20 protein-coding genes and 1 pseudogene are annotated in these 21058 nt (G+C 49.0%); 4 read left to right on the top strand and 17 right to left on the bottom strand.

What is annotated here, in order from left to right; genetic code table 11:
- Positions 1 to 66 precede the first annotated feature (66 nt).
- The 12 genes and pseudogenes from G7035_RS13765 to G7035_RS13710 form a co-directional block, all read right to left on the bottom strand.
- Positions 67 to 1716: a glycosyltransferase gene (locus tag G7035_RS13765; protein ID WP_019688494.1), complete on the bottom strand. Its 1650-nt coding sequence runs from the start codon at positions 1714 to 1716 to the stop codon at positions 67 to 69.
- A 63-nt stretch (positions 1717 to 1779) separates the two neighbouring features.
- The gene (locus tag G7035_RS13760; protein ID WP_019688495.1) at positions 1780 to 2913 is read right to left on the bottom strand and encodes a CgeB family protein; all 1134 of its coding nucleotides are present in this window, start codon (positions 2911 to 2913) and stop codon (positions 1780 to 1782) included.
- Positions 2914 to 2946: 33 nt separating this feature from the next.
- On the bottom strand, positions 2947 to 4038 hold the full coding sequence (locus G7035_RS13755; RefSeq protein WP_019688496.1) for a CgeB family protein: 1092 nt from the start codon (positions 4036 to 4038) through the stop codon (positions 2947 to 2949).
- A gap of 182 nt (positions 4039 to 4220) precedes the next feature.
- Positions 4221 to 4580: a FliH/SctL family protein gene (locus tag G7035_RS13750; RefSeq protein ID WP_049789276.1), complete on the bottom strand. Its 360-nt coding sequence runs from the start codon at positions 4578 to 4580 to the stop codon at positions 4221 to 4223.
- Positions 4528 to 4878 (bottom strand): hypothetical protein, encoded by a 351-nt coding sequence (locus tag G7035_RS13745; protein WP_019688498.1) that lies wholly within the window; start codon positions 4876 to 4878, stop codon positions 4528 to 4530. Before G7035_RS13745 ends, G7035_RS13750 begins: the two co-directional genes overlap by 53 nt.
- Positions 4878 to 5210 carry an alpha-helical endospore appendage domain-containing protein gene (locus G7035_RS13740; protein ID WP_013372833.1) on the bottom strand — a complete coding sequence of 111 codons (333 nt, stop codon included), beginning with the start codon at positions 5208 to 5210 and terminating at the stop codon, positions 4878 to 4880. Before G7035_RS13740 ends, G7035_RS13745 begins: the two co-directional genes overlap by 1 nt.
- A 29-nt stretch (positions 5211 to 5239) precedes the next feature.
- Positions 5240 to 5527 carry a hypothetical protein gene (locus G7035_RS13735; protein WP_016820069.1) on the bottom strand — a complete coding sequence of 96 codons (288 nt, stop codon included), beginning with the start codon at positions 5525 to 5527 and terminating at the stop codon, positions 5240 to 5242.
- A gap of 118 nt (positions 5528 to 5645) precedes the next feature.
- Positions 5646 to 7108: pseudogene (locus G7035_RS13730) on the bottom strand (glycosyltransferase family 2 protein).
- Positions 7109 to 7180: 72 nt separating this feature from the next.
- Positions 7181 to 7912 carry a sugar phosphate nucleotidyltransferase gene (locus tag G7035_RS13725; RefSeq protein ID WP_016820067.1) on the bottom strand — a complete coding sequence of 244 codons (732 nt, stop codon included), beginning with the start codon at positions 7910 to 7912 and terminating at the stop codon, positions 7181 to 7183.
- Positions 7909 to 8700: a glycosyltransferase family 2 protein gene (locus tag G7035_RS13720; RefSeq protein WP_016820066.1), complete on the bottom strand. Its 792-nt coding sequence runs from the start codon at positions 8698 to 8700 to the stop codon at positions 7909 to 7911. The genes G7035_RS13725 and G7035_RS13720 overlap by 4 nt, the downstream gene beginning before the upstream one ends.
- Complete coding sequence (locus G7035_RS13715) at positions 8697 to 9632, bottom strand: glycosyltransferase family 2 protein (RefSeq protein ID WP_016820065.1); 936 nt, start codon at positions 9630 to 9632, stop codon at positions 8697 to 8699. The genes G7035_RS13720 and G7035_RS13715 overlap by 4 nt, the downstream gene beginning before the upstream one ends.
- The gene (locus tag G7035_RS13710; protein WP_016820064.1) at positions 9629 to 10567 is read right to left on the bottom strand and encodes a glycosyltransferase family 2 protein; all 939 of its coding nucleotides are present in this window, start codon (positions 10565 to 10567) and stop codon (positions 9629 to 9631) included. The genes G7035_RS13715 and G7035_RS13710 overlap by 4 nt, the downstream gene beginning before the upstream one ends.
- Before the next feature lie 557 nt (positions 10568 to 11124).
- Here G7035_RS13710 and G7035_RS13705 point away from each other — a divergent pair.
- Positions 11125 to 12903 (top strand): M4 family metallopeptidase, encoded by a 1779-nt coding sequence (locus G7035_RS13705; RefSeq protein WP_019688499.1) that lies wholly within the window; start codon positions 11125 to 11127, stop codon positions 12901 to 12903.
- A gap of 165 nt (positions 12904 to 13068) precedes the next feature.
- Here G7035_RS13705 and G7035_RS13700 read toward each other — a convergent pair whose 3' ends face one another.
- Both G7035_RS13700 and G7035_RS13695 read right to left on the bottom strand, forming a co-directional pair.
- Positions 13069 to 14682: a helix-turn-helix transcriptional regulator gene (locus G7035_RS13700; RefSeq protein ID WP_019688500.1), complete on the bottom strand. Its 1614-nt coding sequence runs from the start codon at positions 14680 to 14682 to the stop codon at positions 13069 to 13071.
- A gap of 181 nt (positions 14683 to 14863) precedes the next feature.
- Positions 14864 to 15454 (bottom strand): sensor domain-containing protein, encoded by a 591-nt coding sequence (locus tag G7035_RS13695; protein ID WP_019688501.1) that lies wholly within the window; start codon positions 15452 to 15454, stop codon positions 14864 to 14866.
- Between the two features lie 111 nt (positions 15455 to 15565).
- Between G7035_RS13695 and G7035_RS13690 the strand changes: the two genes are divergently transcribed.
- Entirely contained in the window at positions 15566 to 15766 is a 201-nt protein-coding gene (locus G7035_RS13690) for a hypothetical protein (RefSeq protein WP_154654550.1), read from the top strand.
- Between the two features lie 24 nt (positions 15767 to 15790).
- Here G7035_RS13690 and G7035_RS13685 read toward each other — a convergent pair whose 3' ends face one another.
- Both G7035_RS13685 and G7035_RS13680 read right to left on the bottom strand, forming a co-directional pair.
- Positions 15791 to 16579 (bottom strand): WIAG-tail domain, encoded by a 789-nt coding sequence (locus tag G7035_RS13685; protein WP_049789279.1) that lies wholly within the window; start codon positions 16577 to 16579, stop codon positions 15791 to 15793.
- A 114-nt stretch (positions 16580 to 16693) separates the two neighbouring features.
- Positions 16694 to 17857, bottom strand: coding sequence for a glycosyltransferase family 4 protein (locus tag G7035_RS13680; protein WP_019688503.1), 1164 nt, complete (start codon positions 17855 to 17857; stop codon positions 16694 to 16696).
- 206 nt (positions 17858 to 18063) lie between these two features.
- Here G7035_RS13680 and G7035_RS13675 point away from each other — a divergent pair, with 206 nt between their 5' ends.
- Positions 18064 to 19191: a YheC/YheD family endospore coat-associated protein gene (locus G7035_RS13675; protein WP_019688504.1), complete on the top strand. Its 1128-nt coding sequence runs from the start codon at positions 18064 to 18066 to the stop codon at positions 19189 to 19191.
- Between the two features lie 88 nt (positions 19192 to 19279).
- Positions 19280 to 20077, top strand: coding sequence for an archaetidylserine decarboxylase (gene asd, locus G7035_RS13670; RefSeq protein ID WP_019688505.1), 798 nt, complete (start codon positions 19280 to 19282; stop codon positions 20075 to 20077).
- Between the two features lie 141 nt (positions 20078 to 20218).
- Here the strand turns inward: asd and G7035_RS13665 are convergent, their stop codons facing one another.
- A complete protein-coding gene (locus G7035_RS13665; protein WP_019688506.1) occupies positions 20219 to 21004 on the bottom strand; it encodes a helix-turn-helix domain-containing protein in 786 nt (261 codons plus the stop codon).
- Positions 21005 to 21058 lie beyond the last annotated feature (54 nt).

The raw sequence follows: 21058 nt of genomic DNA, 5'->3' as shown, positions 1-21058 counted from the left end.
ATAATAGCCATCCAGCAGACTGGCTGTGCTCCGGCTAAACGTTCATCTCAACGGTCCGGTGTATGTTCACCCGGACCGTTGTTTGGAATGCTGTCTGGCCTTGAGTATGACTCGCTTCTGCTTGTGCGCTTTGGATCGCCGTGACAGGAGTTTGAGTTTCCGCTTGAGCTTCTGTTTGGACTTGGATCTTCGATATAACGGGGACCCGTGAATTTTCTTGAGACGGCTTCTGCCAGCGCTTCTCTTGTACCTTCGATTCCGCAGTCTGGTATGCTTGCGTCCCTTTGGCCATCTTGCCCGAATACTACGCTTGCGGCGAGGCAACTCAGATGGTGCCTCAGGCAAAGGGGGAGCTGGTTGTGGCAAGCCCTGAATAGCTGCATATTCAATTGGCGGCAGGCCCAGCACCGGCAGTTGATTAACCACCGATTCGGGAAATTCTCGAACAGTGTGGGCATAAGCCTCAGGTATAGCAGTGACCTGACGCAGTCCTTCGCTTTCCCTCGTCCATACCGGTCCACCCGGCTGCTGAATCAATGGGAACCAATGCGGATGATGACATACCCATTGACTGACCATGACATGCAGACTGCTTCGGTAGGAATCGGGTCCGTACACACGCGTAGCCGCACTGTTGTTGCGCACACCAATTCGTTCCATTTCCTCGGGATGATCGAGCAGGTAGCCTACTTTTTGCGCCAGGATGTCGCTGTTTCCCGGCTCTACCAAAAAATCTGTATTTCCAGTCGCCTCCATCAATTCCACAAGCCCGCCCTGAGCAAAGGCTACTACAGGCTTGCCGTAAACCAGACCCTCCAGGGCCGTCATACCAAAGCCTTCCTCCACCATGCTAGGGATCACAACAATATCCATTGCGCTATAGGCTGTTGAGACGGACTCCTCAAATGAACTGAACTGGAAGCGGCGGCTATAACGGGACTGGCGAATCAAAGAGACACATTTTACGTAATACTCGGAGTCCACTGAGCTGCCGATGATCCAGAAACGACACTGCGAATTGGTTTCACACAGCTTTAGAGCCATTTGGACAAAAGGCAACAGCCCTTTGGCTTCGTAGATAAAGGATGAAATATAACCAATGCAGATATGAAAATCCCGCAGTCCCAGCTTTTCACGTTTCCTCTTCCGTTCCAGCACATGCTCTTTGGGAGACGGCATTTCCATATCCCGACATGGAGACAACACCGTATGCTGACGTGTCAATCCCCCGCCATACAAAGGACGCATAACCGCTTGCGAAATGCCGATGACCCATTGGCTATAACGCTCAATAATGGAGACAGAAACTGGCGTATGCGCATTTTGATTAATGACCTCAGTTATTTTCCAGATCACCGGAATATTAAGCTCTTGGGCAGCCATAGCTGGCATGACGTTCACACAGGTATTGACCAGCACCACATCAGGCCGAGCTTGCCCAAGCATCTGGAGCAACGGCGCGTACGCCACATGATTTCGCAAATTCTCCGCATCCTGCGCCAATCCCTCGTACGGGGTATACATGCCATGCAGCATGAATAGATTCTGAATCTGGACAGTGATCCCACGCTTGCGGGCCATTGAGGTTAGCCGCCCTTCACCAGGCGTTACCAGAATGCAATCGAAATACGTACGAACGTCTAGGCAAAATTGCAGCAGCAGCTTTTCCGCCCCTGTAATACTGCGAACGTTGCTGACATGGCTGAATAGCATCATTTTCGGCTTGATCGGAGTTCACCTCCTTTAAAAATAACAACCATCGGACGTGTGTGAATGGCCTTATGGGAATATGACCGATAGCAGTTGGTCAATCCGGTGACCATACGTGTGCTCCCGCAGGGTTCGTTCCAGCGCACGCAGAGCAATCTCACGGCGCTCCTTTTCATGCGTTAAATAAAACTCAACCTTCTCCAGCAGTTCCTGCTGAGAACTGTAAGTTTCAATCTCTTCGCCTGGCTTGTAAAAACGAGCCAGATCGTCTCTTGTATCCGTCAGTTGCAACGTGCCACTAGCGGAAATTTCAAACGTACGAGGATTTGGCGAAACCCCCGGAATTTTCAGTGAGTTGTTGTTCACTGAATCATCCTGGTGGGAACGATGAAGATTAATTACGATTTTGCTGCCGTTATACGTATCATTTGTCTCAGCCGGAGACATCCAGCGTCCCAGCTCAATTTTGTCACCATACGACTGATAATCCGGGAGACGATCCCACCAGATTCCGTTGATTTTAATGTTACGAGCCATGAGCTGCGGCATAATCGGATTGAAAAAATAGATGCGATTCCAGTAGGCTGAACCTGTAAATCCAATCTCACGCCGGACTGAAGCAGGCGAGCTGAGTGGGAAATAGTGAGTCAAAAATGCTCCAAAGGGCAAATAGTGCACAGACGTGCAACCCAACTGACGATACAGTTCTATACAGTTCATTTCTAAGGTGAACACATAATCATAATTCGTCACAATTTTGGTCGTCGTATCGGTGTAATAGGGATCGTCCGTCAGCCAGATGGCAGTGGGAATGCCCAACTGGCGTACTGCAGCCACCTGTCCTAACGGTAGATCCATCCCATCCAGTGCCAGCATCAGATTCGGACGAAGCTGAGCGGCAATATCTCCTACCGGCTGGCGCGGGTCTGTTACGGTAACCTGAGCCGTCATGCTCTGCAACGTGGTAATGACCGCCTCATCCAGCGGAGAATACGGAAGGCCTTTGCCCGAGACGACATACAGTACATGGATCTGTCGAGAAGGGAACGTTGCTTTGGTTCGCGACATAATCGCGTTAGCACGTCCGCGCAGGTATCCCTCGTCGTATCCGTCATGGAGTCCCGCAGCTCTCCCCTTCTCCCAGGAGGCCGCCGCCGTCTGGTGAACAGCTGGGTCATACGGTCCTGTCGTAGATATCGTCATCACTTTCACTCCTCACTGTTTATGGTGTTTACTTTAGGCCATCGCCTTGTCCAGCAATTCTTCCATACGATTCGAGTACCTATGCTTTTGCATGGTTGTGTGCAGTGCGCGCCAGGCTATGCGTTCGCGTTCCCAGTCATGCTTGAGATAGTAGTCCAGCTTCACTTTCAATTCCTCTGCTCCCGAGAAGGTCTCAATGTCATAGCCTGGTTGGTAATAACGGCTCAGATCCTTCCGCACATCCGTCATTTGAAGCGTTCCGCAAGCAGAAATTTCGTATGTCCGAGGATTGATGGACTCCGCTGACAACTGGTGTGTATTCCGATTATCCAGTCCGGGGTCTGTCGGGCGGTGCATATTGATAACAATTTTGGAGCCGTTATAGTATTGAGCGGTCTCTTCCGGTTCCATAAAACCCGGACGGATAAAGCGTTCCAGCACATCCCGCCGGGTTAGCCGATCCCAGTGCCCACCTACGATCAGCACTCTTTTATCCGCCAAGAAGGGAGCAAGGTAGTCAAACAGCTTCACACGGTTCCAGAAGGCATTCCCAATGAAGCAAATATCATGCTGATGCTCACGCTCTACCCGACGTGGATAAAAGATACGGGCTGACACAGCAAGCGGCATATAGTGGACCCTCGTTACTCCTTGATCCCGATAAAACGGCAGACAAGAAATTTCATGCGTAAAAACGACATCGTAGGATTGACAGATCAACGCCGTATCCTCCGTAAAGTAGGGATCATCTACAAACCATATGGCCGTCCGAATGCCCATGGCTCGTATTTGTTGTACCTGTTCCAGATGATCCGCTGGAAAAACATGCAGCCCGTTCATGACCAATAAGAGGTCTGGACGGTGAGCCTCAGCGTCAGCCAGCATCGTGGCAGGAGTACCAATGGCGCACGAGCTGCATATTTGGCTCAATGCTTCTTGCACACCTGTGTCTATAGCTGCGAAACCTTGCGGAATATACAACACTTTCAACTGGCGAACAGCAGGTTGTATTGCCACGACCTGTGACAGAGCAGCCGTGCAACCGCCCATTCTGCGCCCTTCCCGATAGCCGCATCGGTGTGCTTCGCGTTCATTTCCGCTTCGTTGATCATTCACATCCTTCACCCTGTCCTGTTGTAGGATAAACTTCTGTCACTCCTAAACTATATGCACAGGGGTCAAACGCATCATGGACGACTGCCACTGCCCGGACAAAATTGGCGTTTGCCCGTCCAACTACCGAAACGCAAATAACCCCGAAGCTGCTAGGCTTCGGGGGGTTAACCGTAATAGATGATTTTCATAGTTTACTGTGCCTTGTAAGCGACCTGGTGGCCATCTTCATAACCTTTGGCAAAGCCTGAATTGAAACCCTCATTGTAAGCAGCATCATATCCCTGCTGGAATGCCTGCGGGTCATGCTCCAATACAACAGGAGCGGGCTGTGGGTTCTCCGCAGAAGGAGCTGCGGCTGGATTAGCTTGAGGTTTTTTCCGCCGCCGCAGAAGAGAACGTCTTCTACGTACTGAATGAAGCCCCCTTTTACGGCGTCTAAGAGCAAGCAGACGTCTTCTTCTCCGTTTTAACCTACGAATGCTAGAACGCCGGGCATCTTTACGTCGTTTGCGCGCTTTGTCTCGAGTAGTGCGTTCCCATCTTGTACTCATTTTCATTCCTCCTTTGCTTTCTCGTCTGGGTTTCATTTTTTTGAACAGGCACATGGAGCCACGGCTTCGTCGGTTTCCCATATACCTGTCTTCTTAAAGGAATACCTGCCAACATTTTCGTGATTTCTCCCTGATAGTTGCTGAGTATACGGATGGTCTCTTCCAGACGGGGAGCCGACATATCCGCATGGGGCGTCAAGTCCGCAAGACTGGTCAGCATCCGGGCAACGGCGTGCTGGCTGGCAGCAATAGACTCCATCATATCCAGCTTAATCTCACGTTCACGCCTCATGCTCATTAGTTCATATCCCCCGAGCCCATGCCTCCCATCATCCCTTCCATTCCGCCACCCTGCTGCTCATCCTGGTCAAGCAATGCTTTGAGATTGCTACATAGTCCAGTCTGAAGCCGGGTTAATCCCTCCAGCATTTCCACCATCTGCTCGTGAATTTCCAAAGGCCGCCCCAGCTGCTCTTCATCGGTGTCAAATGCGTGAGGCGCCAGATGGTTCAGCGTCCAATTACGCATTTTTTCTGCTTCGACCGCCTTGGCCTCCAGGATCATAGACACATTCCGCTGCATCTTGGAGGCTGCGTCCAACATGTGAATCATTGCTTTTTCCCTACTCATGTGTTCACTCCCTACCCTCGATTGTTACACTACTCCTCTTCCGAGTATGCCGTCTCCTTCACGACACGAACGAGCATTTCAGCCATTGCTTCCTGAAGGTCGGCAATACCGTTCAAATAGGCAACAATGCTTTTGTTTACTTGTCCCGAGCTATCAATAATGCCCGGAATTCCATCAAAACGCGGCTCCTCATCCGGCAGTTCATGTATGATCTGTGCCATGCGCACGACCACCTGCCGTTCCGCATCCAACAGCCTAGACATCTGCTGCTGCGAGTGCGAAATATGGATCAGCAAATCATCTAACTCGTTATGCATAAGCCCCTCCTTTATGTGTTCCGCCGTGCGGAACGCACGAAATACCTACGGGCTTTCCGCTACTACAGCGTATGCCGCAGCGAGTAGTCGGTTCCGCCTAAAAAAGCCTATTCGATCATCATAAATGCCCTTGCAACACTGGTGGAGCAATAATAGGCTGCTTCTCCGGCAATGCCGACAATTCTTCGGAGGACAAAAACTGAATTGGATAGTCCTCAGCCCGCCAGCTCATCACAGCGTAGAGGGTAAGGAACGGTCTTTTCCAGCCGTTGCCGATTTGGTACAGTTGCCCACCTTCAGCATACAGTAACTCAATCCACCGTTTGCGTTGAGCCGGGATATGAAGTGTGGGCAACATGGACATGTTCCCCAGCTCAGGAGCCGCCAGCACGGGCAAGGGTTCCTCAGGCGCCACAGCTACAGGGGGGGCGTCAGCGCTGCCGGAGACTGTCGCCTCCGGCTCACCTACCAAGGGAAGCGCCAACAAATCAAGCTGAGACACTCTAACGAGACGCACATGTTTATCTCCCGCATCACTGGCTCCATGCAGCCGCCGTCTACTTCCCGGCTCTATCCGAAATACTGCACCGGAAGGTCCCTGAACAAGCGCTCCGACGGGATAAAAACTTGCTGCTGATAAGTGGGCTTCCTTACTTGATAATCCTTGGCCGTGCGGCTCTGCTGTTCCAAATTCCGGGTCGTGGAACAGCTTATCCGCGTCCCCCACTTTTGGACAAAAAAGGATCGGTTCCGGCTCCTTTCCTCCGTTGAACCGATGCTTTCGGCCGTTTGAGGAAAACCATAAACCGTATCCCGATCACTTTCTGCAAAATGGATAAACGCATCTCCGGCAATTGCCATACGTATCCCCAACAAGCGTACACGCAGCAGCCAATCTGCATAGGCTTCCTCAATACTGTGGCATCCTTCGTCCCAATATCCCGTCTTTACCAAAGTGTCTCTGCGCAGTAGTAGACAAAATGCGGCCAGGCTTTCATTCTCTCGCCATGCATCCGGGTTGGGAATATTATGGGCCGTGGCAAATGGACGTACTTCATTTTCATTCATATCAGGAACCTCAATCTGCTGTTCTCCGAATGGACCATTCGTTACAGGGCCGACAACTCCCATACGCGAATCGCTGTATAAACAGCCCATCAACCGGTCCAGCCAGCCAGGAGTCACCATCGAGTTTGGGTCCAGTACAACAATAGTTGTACCTTTGGCCATCATCAGTCCCTGATTCAGACTGCCGATCATCTGAACATCCTTTGTTAGCAGCGCATAGCGTACAGCGATGCTTTTACGGAGCAAATAGGTAGGTGTCCCGTCCGTCGAGCCGCAGTCCACTACAATAATTTCGTGAGGATGGCTCGTATTCTCCTCAATATGATGAATGCAAGCACGGAGCTGTTGAAGCTGATTGCAGGACACAATGATAATACTTACGCCTTCAAAAATCTTGCCGAACGAAGCCTGCCCCAACTTCCTGCCTTGCTCCTGGCCCCTGTTATATCCTGACCAATAGCCCTTCTTTCCGAGCCGTTTGCTGTGTTTCCTTTGCGTACTCAGGCGTTTCATGCCGTTCACTCCTCCGGGTGGCATTATGCCTATACTATATGCCTGGCCCGGCTGGATGGTGTTTCATTGAAATCAAGGTAGAAGTCCCTTCATTTTCACTCCAGCTTCCTGAAGGGAATCGAAGGTTCCTGCGTCGCTCCAGTAGCGCCGTAAAATATCATATTCCAGCTTGCCTTCAGCAGCATAACAGTTATTAACATCGGTGATCTCAAGCTCACCACGTGCTGAAGGCGTTATTTCCCGGATCTTATCGAATACGGCAGTATCGTACATATAGATACCCGTAACGCAATATTTGGACTGGGGATGCTGCGGCTTCTCTTCAATCCGCGTAATGCTCTCTGGGCGCTCGGGATCAAACACGGGTACCCCGTAACGACGGGCATCTGCCACCTTTTTCAGCAAGACTCTGGCACTCCCCGGTGGCTGTTGTTTGAAGCGTTCGATGACAGGTCCCAAGTCTTCCTTGAACAAATTATCACCTAATAAAACAGTGAACTTCTCCTCTGACTGCATGTAGCTTCTTGCCAAATCGAGTGCTTCCGCAATGCCGCCCGCTTTTTCTTGAATCCGGTATGTCAATTGGACACCATAATTACTGCCGCTGCCTAAAAAATCAGTGTACAGTCCGGCCGATTGTTTACCAATAATAATGAGCATATCGGTAATCCCCGCTTGTCGCAGCCTTTCAATACCATATACGATCATCGGATACTTGCCGACCGGAAGCAGATGCTTGTTGAGTAATGTAGTCAACGGATGAAGGCGCGACCCGGTTCCTCCTGCGAGAATAACCCCTTTCATATCTTCCTTCCTCCTTCGACAGCATGTTCAGTGCATGGGATTCCCGTTTCGATAAACACTCTGGGATCTACGCTCCATTTTTCTATAAATAATCGATAATTCCGCTCGATCAGCTCTTTGAGCCAGGAAGATTCCGAGCGCGAAAAGCTCGCATTTCCCTGGTGATAGACAAAACAGTCATTGCACATTAGCAGCTTGTAGCCATGCACGCGTGCACGCAGACAATAGTCGTCATCCTCATAATGTCCGGGGCTGAACCGTTCATCCAGCAATCCGATCCGTTCCATCAGCTCACGCCGGAATAACAGGCAAAACCCGACCAACCGCTTGACCTCTTGCCATCTGGAGGGATTACTTGCATTATTCTGCTCCGCATACCTCAGACAGCTGGCCATATCTCCTTCTATTCCGTGAATCTGCTGAATACCGCTGACGTAATTCGTCACCGGTCCCACCAATCCCACTGTGCTTTCACTATGCAAAGCAGCCAACATATTCGATAGCCATCCCCGTGTAACCGTCACATCATTGTTTAAAATGACGAATTGGTCACCCGAAGCCAGACGAATTCCTCTGTTACAAGCTGCCGGAAAGCCCCTGTTTTCAGGAAGACGTATGCTAATTAGCCGCTCAGATGCGCAAAAATCATCCGTCCCGTCATTCGAAGCGTTGTCCACAACAATAATTTCATACGGTGCATCTATGGTATGTGTTCGAATCGCCTCGATACACGGTTTTAATAAATGCAGGCCATTATAAGTCGGAATAATGATGCTCGTCAGACTCATCGTGCATTCCTCCCTTTGGCAACGTCTACCCGTGTTGGAACAGGCCCTAACGGAGAATACCCGGCTACCTGAAACACGGCCGTCAGCGCCTCTGCATGATCGCCGATAATTAATTGCTCCATAGCGTTCCCTTTCCCGACATTGAAGGTCCGCTTGCGGTTTGTTTTAATCACATCGACAGCATGTACGGCTGCCACGATCATGCCATGCAGAATCGCCATCGCATGGGCCTTCGGCGGTACCGCAAGCACGGCTGGCCCAAGTTGATCCAGCACACGCCGAGATAATGCATGCGGTACAGCGGTCAATGAGCTTGCTCCAAGATCCGACCTGCGCAGTACGCGGTTCAGAAACCCTTTGCACCGTGTTACGCTGTCCTGCTGGGTATAAGGCGGCAAATGTCTGCCCAGATCATTAAGCGCCACATCCGTTCCCTGATCCACCGCTTGAAGAAAAGGCAGCAAATCAGACGCTGGGATCGGCAAATCTCCGTCCACGAACAGCACAATATCAGCCTGCGTCAGACGTGCGCCTACCGCACGGCCAACATCATGCCCCAGACGACCCGGTACGTCGACGAGAGTCGCGCCAGGATGACGTTTGGCTACGGCGGAGCGCGTACCATCCGTACAGCCGTTTAATACGACCACGATATCCGCAAGCGGAAGTTTTTCCAGCTCACCCAGTACCCGGTCAATCGTAGTCTCCTCATTACAGACGCTGACCACGGCTGCTGCGGTCCCCTGCAATACAATATCACTGGAGGCTTCACGTTCCTCAGTCAGATGGACTTCGGGCATTTCTTTTGCCCGAGGTGAGAGTTTTCTCACCCTGCGGCTATGCATCGAAGCCGTCGTTTCTCGTTTTCGCTGTATACGTCTTAGCCCCCAGCCCGGGTCTTCACGCTTTCTTCTACGATATACTCTAGTCACGTTTTCACCTCGTCTCTGATCCGTTTGCGCTCCAAATCTGTATATCCCGCACGTGCTCCCAGACGTGATGTAAGCCAGGCAATAGCATCCAGGTGATCCTGGACAATTACATCTGCCAGCGGGTCCTTGCCGTTCTGTTTTTTACGTGTTGCGTTCATTTTACCGACAGCTATTCCATGTACAGTCACCACTCGCAACCCGGAGACGATGGACATCACTTGAAATAGGGGAGGTTTCTCCAAGGACTTTAGACCTATTTCCTTTAAAGCCTTTTGACTTATGGCGTGTGGAATACCAGTCATAGAGGCTCCCCCTAAATCAGCACGATTCGACAAGATATTCAATACATGCTTTGCCTCAACTACAGGATGTATGGGCGTGCGATTCACAGGTCCATGGTAATCATTCAGCACCACATCCGCTCCTGCACTTACGGCCTGTATAAATGGCCGAAGTCTGACGCAGGGAATGACGATATCACCATCCAGAAAAAGCAGGATCTGTCCGGATGCCGCTTCCGCTCCAATACGACGGCCAACATCATGTCCGAGCGGTTCCGGGAAGGAAAGTACACGAGCCCCCGCCGCCGCAGCCACCTTCGCCGTTCTATCGTGTGATCCGTTCTCAACGACGATAACCTCTGTATGTGGATGGACATGGCGCGCTTCGCGAATCACAGCTCCGATTGTTCTTTGCTCATTCATGGCCGGAATAATGACAGATACGATAATCTTTCCCGCTGATGATGGTTCAGATGGCCGCGCTTCGCCGATTTGTGCCCCTCTCTCCGTTTCGAGTACATCGCTCTTGTCAGAGACTATCGGCTTCTTATCCATGTTCGGCATTCGGTACGGCAGCCACATCTTAGAATGATAATAAGCCCTAGAATGCCGCCTCCGATTAATCTTGAATCCAGCTCTTCCACGCTTTTTCATGCTCCCGTCTCACCTCCCTTGCTGCTGTATAGATGAACAGCATGATTAGGACAGTTCAACATAACCTATGCGGTCCAAAAGCCGTGTGTAACGGCAAGCGTGGAGTCTTTTCGACACAGCAATTTTCGACTTTATTTTACAAAACTTATTATTCCTATTAAATAAATGAGTTTTTAGGGTCTAAAGAATCATTTTGGATAAATTTGTTACATAGATCTTCTCGTCCGTCATTCTCTGTGCTAATATCAGAGCCAGATGATGGGAGTTCGAAAAATCAACTTTTGTTTTTTTTTGCATAAGGCAACTTTTTTCCATTATCCGCTTTTATTCCACTATCTTTTTATACGACAGGAAGGGAGGAGTTTGTTACCTTTTTAGGCTACTTGCTTCAAATGCAGTACCCTCTTTTCACGCACGCTTCATGAAAAACACTTCGGTATTTCTCTTCATGTTCCATTCTTCTATTCCAGACGACAACACGACCTACATAAATGGCGTAATGCCTTATTCAAAGCAGGATAATTCGTCCTGACATTAATCGAGGAGAGTGAATTTTTATGAAAAAAGTATGGTTTTCGCTTCTTGGAGGAGCTATGTTATTAGGGTCTGTGGCGTCTGGTGCATCTGCGGAGAGTTCCGTTTCGGGACCAGCACAGCTTACACCGACCTTCCACGCCGAGCAATGGAAAGCTCCTTCCTCGGTATCAGGGGACGACATTGTATGGAGCTATTTGAATCGACAAAAGAAATCGTTACTGGGTGTGGATAGCTCCAGTGTACGTGAACAATTCCGAATCGTTGATCGCACAAGCGACAAGTCCGGTGTGAGCCATTATCGACTGAAGCAGTATGTAAACGGGATTCCCGTATATGGAGCTGAGCAAACTATTCATGTGGGCAAATCTGGTGAAGTCACCTCTTACTTAGGAGCGGTGATTAATGAGGATCAGCAGGAAGAAGCTACGCAAGGTACAACTCCAAAAATCAGCGCTTCTGAAGCGGTTTACACCGCATATAAAGAAGCAGCTGCACGGATTGAAGCCCTCCCTACCTCCGACGATACTATTTCTAAAGACGCTGAGGAGCCAAGCAGTGTAAGTAAAGATACTTACGCCGAAGCAGCTAACAACGACAAAACGCTTTCTATTGATAAGGACGAGCTGAGTCTTGATAAGGCATCTGTCCTGAAAGATAGCAAAATTGTAGCAGTGGAGGCCGAAAAAAGTTCCATTGCCAAAATCGCTAATCTACAGCCTGAAGTAGATCCTAAAGCAGAACTCTACTACTACCCTAAAGGGGATGACCTGCTGCTAGTTTATGTGACAGAAGTTAATGTTTTAGAACCTGCCCCACTGCGTACCCGCTACATTATTGATGCCAATGACGGCAGCATCGTATTCCAGTATGACATCATTAATGAAGCGACAGGCACAGGTAAAGGTGTGCTTGGTGATTCCAAATCGTTCACTACTACCGCTTCCGGCAGTAGCTACCAGTTAAAAGATACCACACGCGGTAACGGTATCGTGACTTACACGGCCTCCAACCGCCAAAGCATCCCAGGCACCCTTTTGACAGATGCTGATAATGTATGGAATGATCCAGCCGGTGTGGATGCCCATGCGTATGCTGCCAAAACCTATGATTACTATAAATCCAAATTTGGACGCAACAGCATTGACGGACGTGGTCTGCAACTCCGTTCGACAGTCCATTACGGCAGCCGCTACAACAACGCTTTCTGGAACGGCTCCCAAATGACTTATGGAGATGGAGACGGTAGCACATTTATCGCCTTCAGCGGGGACCCCGATGTAGTAGGGCATGAACTTACACATGGTGTCACAGAGTATACTTCGAATTTGGAATATTACGGAGAGTCCGGCGCATTGAATGAGGCTTTCTCGGACGTTATCGGTAATGACATTCAACGCAAAAACTGGCTTGTAGGCGATGATATTTACACGCCAAACATTGCGGGCGATGCCCTTCGCTCAATGTCCAATCCTACTCTGTACGATCAACCAGATCACTATTCCAACCTGTATAAAGGCAGCTCCGATAACGGCGGCGTTCATACAAACAGCGGTATTATCAATAAAGCCTACTACTTGTTGGCACAAGGCGGTACTTTCCATGGCGTTACTGTAAATGGAATTGGCCGCGATGCTGCGGTGCAAATTTATTATAGTGCCTTTACGAACTACCTGACTTCTTCTTCCGACTTCTCCAACGCACGTGCTGCTGTGATCCAAGCCGCAAAAGATCTGTACGGGGCGAACTCAGCAGAAGCAACTGCAGCTGCTAAGTCTTTTGACGCTGTAGGCGTAAACTAAATCATATACACGATCCTCCTCATTTTCTCGTCCATAGACCTTTGCCATTGTGCAACTGTCACTTGGCTCTGCCCATACCATGGACGAAAAATAGGGGTGCAGTGTACAAGTCTGCACCCCTTCCCCCTTATTTATGGCGCCCCCTCAAAGGGGCGTCCTTTTCTCTTATAAAAGTAATCCTGTATCTCTTGCTTTTTGCACAGCTTCTTCTCGATTGTTGACTCCCAGCTTGTCATAGAGAGTGGAGGCGTAATTTCTTACTGTTCCGTTGGATAGGTAAAGTTTCTCAGAAATTGTTTTATAACGGTTTCCTTGAGATAAAAGATTCAAAACCTCTAGTTCACGTTTCGTTAAGCCATACTCTTCTCCATCTGACCTCGGTCCGACTGACTCTTCTTCATCATTTCCGTCCCACATTCTATGGAACAAATCTTGGTTAATTACCGTGCCTCCCCGATAGACGAGGCGAATCGTTTCAGCCAGTTCACGCGATTCTATGGATTTCAGCAAATAGCCGTCAGCGCCGCTTCGCATGATTTCCTTCGCCCTCTCTGTATCCTGAAACGTTGACAGGATGAGGACGCGAATGTCAGGCCATGTCTCCTTGATTATTTGGGTTGCACGAATCCCATCCTGATTGGGCATCTCCAAATCCATTAATATTAAATCCGGATTCAGGCTTCTGCACAATTCCACAGCCTGTTCCCCATCTTCGGCCACCCCCACCACCTCTAGGTCCTCCTGTCCGTCCAAGATGGTATGGAGACTGTCTCGGATAAACGAATGATCATCGACGATACACAAGCGGATTCGTTCATCGGACAATTGTACCAGTCTGGGTAACACGCATGAAATGAACGTCCCTTCGCCTTTTTCGGAGTATACAGTGACTCTTCCTTGTAACTGTGTCGCACGTTCTTTCATTGCAGTTAATCCGAAGCCATCCTTCCACTCCTCCACTCCGCCGCCATTATCCTGCACATCCAATCTCGTCTGTTGCGGTTCAAAATGCAGTGACACAATGATTTCAGTGGATTGTCCATGGCGCACGGCATTAGTCAGCGATTCCTGCAAGCTCCGATAGAACGTCATTTTCGCTTGTTTGGAGACTATGTACTCTTCCCCTATTATTCGAGTGCGTACATTTACTTGTGCATGTTTCTGGAACTCCTCTGCTAATTGTTGCAAAGTAACAGTCAAGGGAAGTGATTCTTGTGGTGAATCTATTTGATGCAAATAGGCTCTCACTTCCTCCATACTGTTACGGGCCAATTGCAATAATGAGTCGATTTTTTGCTCTCCATCTTTTGTCGCTAATTCCGTACGCAATATTTCCAACCCCATAATGATCGAGGTATAGGAATGCCCCATCGTATCATGCAAATCTTTGGAAAGTCTATCGCGCTCCTCCAACAAAGTAATCTGCTCAATCTGAGATAGGTACTGTTCCAGCACAAGCTTCTGATTGCGAATAACTTCATTTTGGCGGTAATTAGAAACTAGTAAGTGAAAGGAAAATCCCATCGCAAAAGTCAGACCGATTTGTGGGATAATCGCCCATAGATCTGTTCCTGGGGAAAACATTGCAATGAGCAACGGAAACAAAACAACTGTAATAGAACCCGACCAACGGAATGATTTATGAGCACTATTTGCCGCGATCATGAAAGTTGGCATTAAAAATGCAAGATACGCCCCCGGAAATAATAAGGTTAAGTAGAAGCACACTCCGCCAAACAAAACCATCTCAGTAAGCAGATAGTAGCGATAACTGAACATTAAACAAATCCAAGGTACTGAAAATGAGACAACTTCCCAAAGAATGATGATCCAAAGGGGCACAGTTAAATGGTCTTGGTGTTGGATCGTAGTTATCATCAATGAGAACCAGATGACAAAACGTATACAAAGCAATAACCAGTCATACCAGAGCCATTGTTTCCAGGCTGTAAACAAATTATCACTCCTTAATAGCTTTGAACATAGAGCGCGTGTACATTCCAACGATTTGAACTAGGCTCTTTCCAATGCGGGTATTGATCCAGACGAGAATACACCCAGCGATCATGACACTTATAGCCTTTTCCCATGAATCCACAGCGAATCCCAATAAGTATAGCTCAAGATGTTGAAAAAGTATCGGTGTAACGATAAATACGAGCGGAGCTATGTACAATATAACGGCACATATGAGGCTAATCACCCCAATAAAAAATTTCTGCATAAGCCAAAAAACGGCCCTCCAATTGCTACTACTAAGAATTGCTTCTCTCGCTTTCATCCATTTATCCCTTCCACTGTTTGTCCTTGTCAGGATTGGCTCTATTGATATATTCGTATAAACCTTCGTCTGAATGCGTTCATATTGGACAAACGTGTGAGTTGTTCGCAACACACGCGCCAACAAGGGAATACCCACGAAGATAACCGTCATCGCTAACGCAAATGTAATGCTGGCCAAATAGAAGCAAAAATAAAACAGTCCAGACCCGAAGGTAAATAACAAAAAGTAGAAATCTTGCAACCTTTTGCGAGCTGATTCTTTCGTCATTTGATTCTCTCCTACTCTTTATTTTATTTGCTAATACGTTATAAATTGCCCTTCGAATCTAACTTGTTATCTGTCACATACGGTAGTGTCAAAGTGTCATATTTGTAGATCATGACTATAAAACAAGCTGTACTAAGCTCTTTTTTATGTCATGCATTAGCTCCTTTACCTTCGCTCGATTTAGCTTTTGGCTATTATGCTCTGCCGATTAAAAAAAGTAAAAAAACGCCATTCTTTCCTTATAATCATAGGAAAGAATGGCGTTTTTTCATTCCTGTTTCAGTGTCTGAGGTTGTTCTAACATTACCATAAACAAAAGCTGTGTATATTTATTATCTATGATGTCCCCATCGCAATCCAGAGAATCCATCCCTCACATATCTGACCCGGTTGTCTGCGTTCCACTGTAAGCACTGCCGAATGCCTCTGTCGTTGTGTGACGGACACTATCACTCCCGGTACGCTCGCATTGGCGGTGATTGCATATTGCGTGTCTATAAAAGGCTTATCAAACACAACGTTCACTTTGCTTGTAACTTCTTGTGCAGAAAGATAAAAAGAAGTGCTGCCAAATTGAGGTAAAGTCACTTCACTGTCAGTAGTCCCGTCATCGGTCACTGAGCCAACATGAATGGCATTCCGACCTAATTCTTTTTCAGTCTGAGAAACTAGATGGGTATCTTGCTCTGGCAAGCGCATTCGCTGCTTTGGACGCTGTCTTCCTTCCGCAATATGAATACTGGTTATAGAGCAATCCAATAACGAATCTTGCTCGGTCTGACCTTCCGTCTTCATAGACGCCATGTCGTGATCCGTTCCGTATTCGGTATCTGAGTCAGGCACAGACAACAGCAGCACAGATGATCGATTCATCTGCATCGCTTCCTCCAGCGTTTTGGGAAGCTTATGCTTTTTCCATGCTGCTTCCTCTATAGCTTGCACCGGGGTATCCTTCTCTACGGGAACAGGTACCCTTGCCGTTCCACGCTGAGTGGGTCTGTGACTGCCAGCAACAGCAGGCGAAACCGTTTTCTCCTTGTTTACACGGGGAGAGGGGACAGTATTGGAATGGTTACGCCGTGCTATTTTTTTATCCTTAGGGTTATGGTTCGTGCGATGGTTCATGATGACCGCTCCTTTGACACAGGAGTGAAACAGCGGTCGCTCCGCTTCATTCACCCAGGTGGGAATCATGGCCTAATGCCTATGCGATAGCCTATGCACGTAACCACGACCACGTCACTCAATTGCACAGTCTGTTACAATTTGAGCCCAGCGTTCTGCAGAGTGCTGCCATAAAAATTGGCTTCGCACCTCACCCAGCCCGGCTTCTCCCATCCGTTGCCGTAAGTCAGGCTGCTGGAGCAACCTGATGATGGCGTCGGCCATTTCCTGCTCGCCGTGTGACGGATAAACCAACCAGCCTGTCTTGCCGTGTTGTATAACCTCCGGAATACCACCGATTCGTGAGGCTACCACAGGCACGCCTGCCGCCATGGCTTCCAGATTGACCAGCCCGAAGGCTTCAGCTTCTACTGAAGGAACAACCGCCACATCGGCTAACTGATATAACGAGGCCAATGCCGGATGCGGCACATAACCCAGGAAGTGCACATGCCTCGCCAACCTTAGTTTACGTATCTGCCGATGCAATGCTGCGGTGTATGGCGTGAGGCGGTCGTGACCGTAATAGGCACTCCCTGCTATAAGCAGCAGCACGTCCGGACAGGTATGGACGATACGCCGCAAGGCCTTTAGCAACCGATGAACTCCCTTCCCCGGCACCAGTCTGCCTGCAAATAACACGATTCGGCGGCCTGACCAGCCGAAATCTTCCAATCGAGCCGACCTGATCGCTTCTGCTGCAGGAGTCCACCGTGGTAGGAAATCGCCAGGATGAATACCCAGCTTGTTGATGACGATGCGCTCTCTGACCGCATCGGGACTGTCAGAAGCCACAACAGCCCCTAAATACGCACTGTTCACAATAATACGATCCAGCGGCAACAACAGCCTACCCATGTCCTTCCGTTTGAGGTGAGGCTCCCGGATGAACGTGGTGGAATGCAAAGTCAGCACAATTTTGCTATTGGGCAAAGCCTCGCGAATGGCATAAGCAACTGCGGGGCGGTTGTGTACATCTATAACCGCAGGTAACCATCTTTTCAAATCAGCGATTACCTCGGGAATATATCCTGCTCCCCGCGTATAGCGCATACAAGGAATTCCGTCAACATCGCCGTGATCCGGTGTTTCTGCCCCTCTTATGCCATAGATCTGTGCCTGAAGCTTATGGCTAGCCAGTGGTACCATACGAGCAATTACCCTCTCCACTGAACTGCTGCGGGACGAAGGTATAACAAAAGAGCCCGGTGTAATGACTGCTACCTTCAGTCTCTGCATCACCTCACCTACTTTCCTCACCTTATTCCTTCACCCTTCAACACTCATCTTGTATCATATCGTTCCCTGCTCTGAAAGGTGCCTGACTTACTACTTTGGGCATACCGCAAGGCTAGCGTCCATGCCTGGCCGACCTTTGATACATATGATGGACTAGAACCATAGTATGATTAGTTGGAATGACGATAAGGAGGGCGGACATACTCATGTTGCATGTCGGCGTCATGCTCAACCCGGCAACTTATCGGGGCATTCCCGTCATGAAGACGCGATATGAATCCATCGCCAATTACGAAGAGGCCGGATTAAGCCACGAGCTAATCCCCTGCTTTCTTCGTCTGGAAGATATTCATATATCGTCCGGAACATGCCGGGCTTTTGTTAAAAACGGTAACGAGTATCGGCAGATGACTCTTCCGTTGCCGCCAGTCATCCACAATCGGACTCTCTATCGGCAAAATGAAAATGCCCGCGATATCAACAGGCTGGTACACAAGGGATTCTATATTTTTAATGAACAAAACCGTTTCGGCAAAGACCATATACATGCAATTCTACAGGAAGACCCTCTGCTACATTCCCACCTGCCCAAAACATTGCAAGGCAACCTGTCTTCCATCCGTACCTTGATGGAGCAAACCGGGGATGTTGTAATTAAACCCAGTAGCGGCAGCGTGGGTAGAGGAATTATGCGGCTGAGGCATTCCAGCGGAAGCTGGACATTGCAATGTGCTCATCCAACGATACCTGGGCGTTGGTCCACACTACGGTTGAATGTCGGAGAACTCCCTTTATTTCTGCATAAGCGACTGATGCGTGTACCTCATATCATTCAGGAAACCATTCCGCTTGCTTTATGCGATAATCGTCCATTTGATATCCGTGTGACCGTTCAGCGCGGATATGGCGGAATCTGGGGCGTGACAGGCATGTTTGCCAAAATTGCTCCATCCCACACTTTCGTCTCGAATGTAGCCCAGGGCGGTACGGCCCGTTCCCTACCAGAGGTGTTATCACGAACAGAGACAGTTCAAAACTCAAACATAGCCCGGCTGATGAATGAGCTAGAGAGACTCTCATTGCAAATCGTCCACCGATTGGCACAACACCTACCCCGTCTCGCCGATGTCGGACTGGATCTGGGAATTACCCATGAAGGCAAGATTATTTTTATCGAATGCAACGGTCGTGATCAGCGCTATGGCTTTAGCCAGGCAGGCATGAGTAATGTCTGGAAAGAAACATATGCTCAGCCGATGGCTTACGCTCGTTGGCTTCTCGAACGAATGTCTTCGTCAGGCATCGAACGTTCACCTGGCCGTCCCCTGTATTGATTTACGTCACATTCTGTGTCAATATAGTTCAGAGCGGCCGGACAGGTTCCGGCCAAGACGGCTCGGAAATGAACAAGGGGGATCTGTAATGGCAAAACAGTGGCTGCGGCTTATGACGGAGCTATCATCGCGCAAGTGGGTGTGCCGGATTGTGGGCTCCTTCGCGCAAAGCGGTGCAAGCCGACTTTTTATCCCCACCTTTATACGTACGTACCAGATCCAGACGCATGAGGCGGAACAGGATTGGAAAGAATACCGCTCCCTGAACGCCTATTTTACACGCACATTAAAAGCGGGCATGCGCCCGATTGATACGAACGCCGAGGTGATGACCAGTCCGGTGGATGCACGGATTACGTTTACCGGCCCAATTACGTCTGGTACTCTTTTGAATGTCAAGGGGCAAGACTATACGCTGGAAGAGCTTCTTAACCGCTCTCCGCGTCTTGAGAAGTACACACACGGCTATGCTTTTGTGCTCTATCTCAGCCCGGCAGAATACCATCGCATTCATGCACCGGTATCCGGTACACTGGTAGAAAAGGAACATCTGCGTGGCAAAGTATACCCAGTGAATGACTTTGGCTTGCAGCATATGAGAGGAGTTCTTAGCCGCAATGAGCGACAAATTACGTACATGGCCCACGAATATGGTGAGGTGGCGGTCGTCAAGGTTGGCGCAATGAATGTGAGCAGCATCAAATATACGGATGAACAAGCGACTTCCTGGACAAAAGGTGACGATCTCGCCTATTTCGAATTTGGCTCAACCGTAGTTTTGCTGACTGAAAACGGCACATTTGAGCCAGACCCCGCATTGAAGCTTGGGGACGTGGTGAAAATGGGACAACGTCTTGGTAGCTTTCGACACGATCCTAAAGCATAAATGAAGGATTGTAACAAAAAAATAGCTGCACATTTGAGCATGGGGATCGAATGATTCAAATGACTCATACGAAAAAGGACCCAGCGTAACTGCTTCGGTCCTTTTTGATTTATCCTTTATATTCGTCATGCGTTAATAGCCTTATCGAATCTCAGACGGACTTTTTCCTGTATACTGCTTGAATTGACGGCTGAAAAAAAAGATGTCGCGGTACCCCAAAGCCTCCGCCACCTCAGTTACATTCATTCCGGCATGTAGCAGTAGGTGCTGCGCGCGCTCAATCCGCATGCTGATTATATGGGATTGCACGGAAACACCTAGCAGCTCCTTGAATTTTATCGAAAAATAACGCGGTGACAGCCCTGCACGTGCTGCCAAATCTTCGACTCGATGAGGAAGTCCCGGATGCTGGCGCACGTAGTTGGCCGTTTCTCGAATGACCTCGGTGAGCTGGTTACTGGCCTGTTGCTCCTGCGGTTCCTTCCGATCTGCACGCAGCAGATGAATCATCAGTTGCTTCAGGATCAGCTTGCCCTCCTCATCAGCCCCATAGGCACGCTCCAGACGCAGACGGACATATCTGGCAAGCATATGCTCCACCTCGAACGTTTCTTCCAGCATGCGGTAGCTGGCTGGAATTTGCTTGGGTTGTTCGGTGAGATCAAAATGAATATAAGTAAGTATGAGCGGCTTTTGCGGATTATGTGTGGCACGGGTATCGTCTCCCGGCTTGAACAAAAAACAACTGCCCTTGCTCACCGGATAGGCTTCCCCATTTAATACAACCGTTCCTTCTCCACTCCATACATAAAATAAATCATAGTTTGGCATCGGCTTCTCGCGTACCTGCCATTTCCAGCCCGGCTCGCACACAATTTTGGCAAAGGCCGGCAGCAGGATAAACGATGACGCAGATGTATCCAGCAAAATCTGTACCTCCTTTGGTTCATCTCTGGTTGTCCTGTTATCCCGTTATTTTAT

This window comes from Paenibacillus polymyxa (assembly GCF_015710975.1).
GTDB classification, from domain to species: Bacteria; Bacillota; Bacilli; order Paenibacillales; family Paenibacillaceae; genus Paenibacillus; species Paenibacillus polymyxa.
Note: the sequence above shows the minus strand (reverse complement) of the source record. Positions and strands in the feature narration are given on the sequence as shown.